This is a genomic window from Ochrobactrum sp. SFR4, from assembly GCF_019730395.1.
GTDB lineage: Bacteria > Pseudomonadota > Alphaproteobacteria > Rhizobiales > Rhizobiaceae > Pseudochrobactrum.
On record NZ_JAAPBB010000144.1, the window covers coordinates 1 to 508 of the forward strand.

Here is a 508-nt window from a genome sequence, read left to right on the forward strand (position 1 = left end):
GGACACTGCAACAAGTCAGCGACCGCACCGGCGTTGCGGTTTCCACGCTGTCCAAAGTTGAGAATGATCAGCTGTCTCTGAGCTATGACAAGTTGCTGCAAATCTGCCATGGCTTAGGCATTCACGTTACCGAGCTTTTAAGCTGCGATAATGATCCTGCCACCAATCGTGCACGGCGTTCTGTAAGTTCGGCCGTGTCGACATTGCGCCAACTGACGCAGAATTACGATTATCATTATCTGGCAACCGATCTCATTCGCAAACGCATGGTGCCTATCCACGCATTTGCCCGGGCCCGCTCACTGGAAGAATTTGGTCCTCTGACCAGACATACCGGTGAGGAGTTTCTGATCGTTCTCAAGGGTGAAATTGAACTCCATACTGATCAGTATAAGCCGGTGCGGCTGAAAACCGGTGAGAGCGTTTATATCGATTCAACCATGGGACATGCCTATTTGTCGGTGAGCGAGCAGGATGCAGAAATTCTGTGCGTCTGTTCCGGTAGTGA

1 protein-coding gene is annotated in these 508 nt (G+C 51.0%); it reads left to right on the top strand.

Annotated features, from left to right (window positions below; genetic code table 11):
- A partial coding sequence (locus HBA93_RS18265; RefSeq protein WP_221724245.1) for a helix-turn-helix domain-containing protein occupies positions 1–508 on the top strand: 508 nt, incomplete at both ends.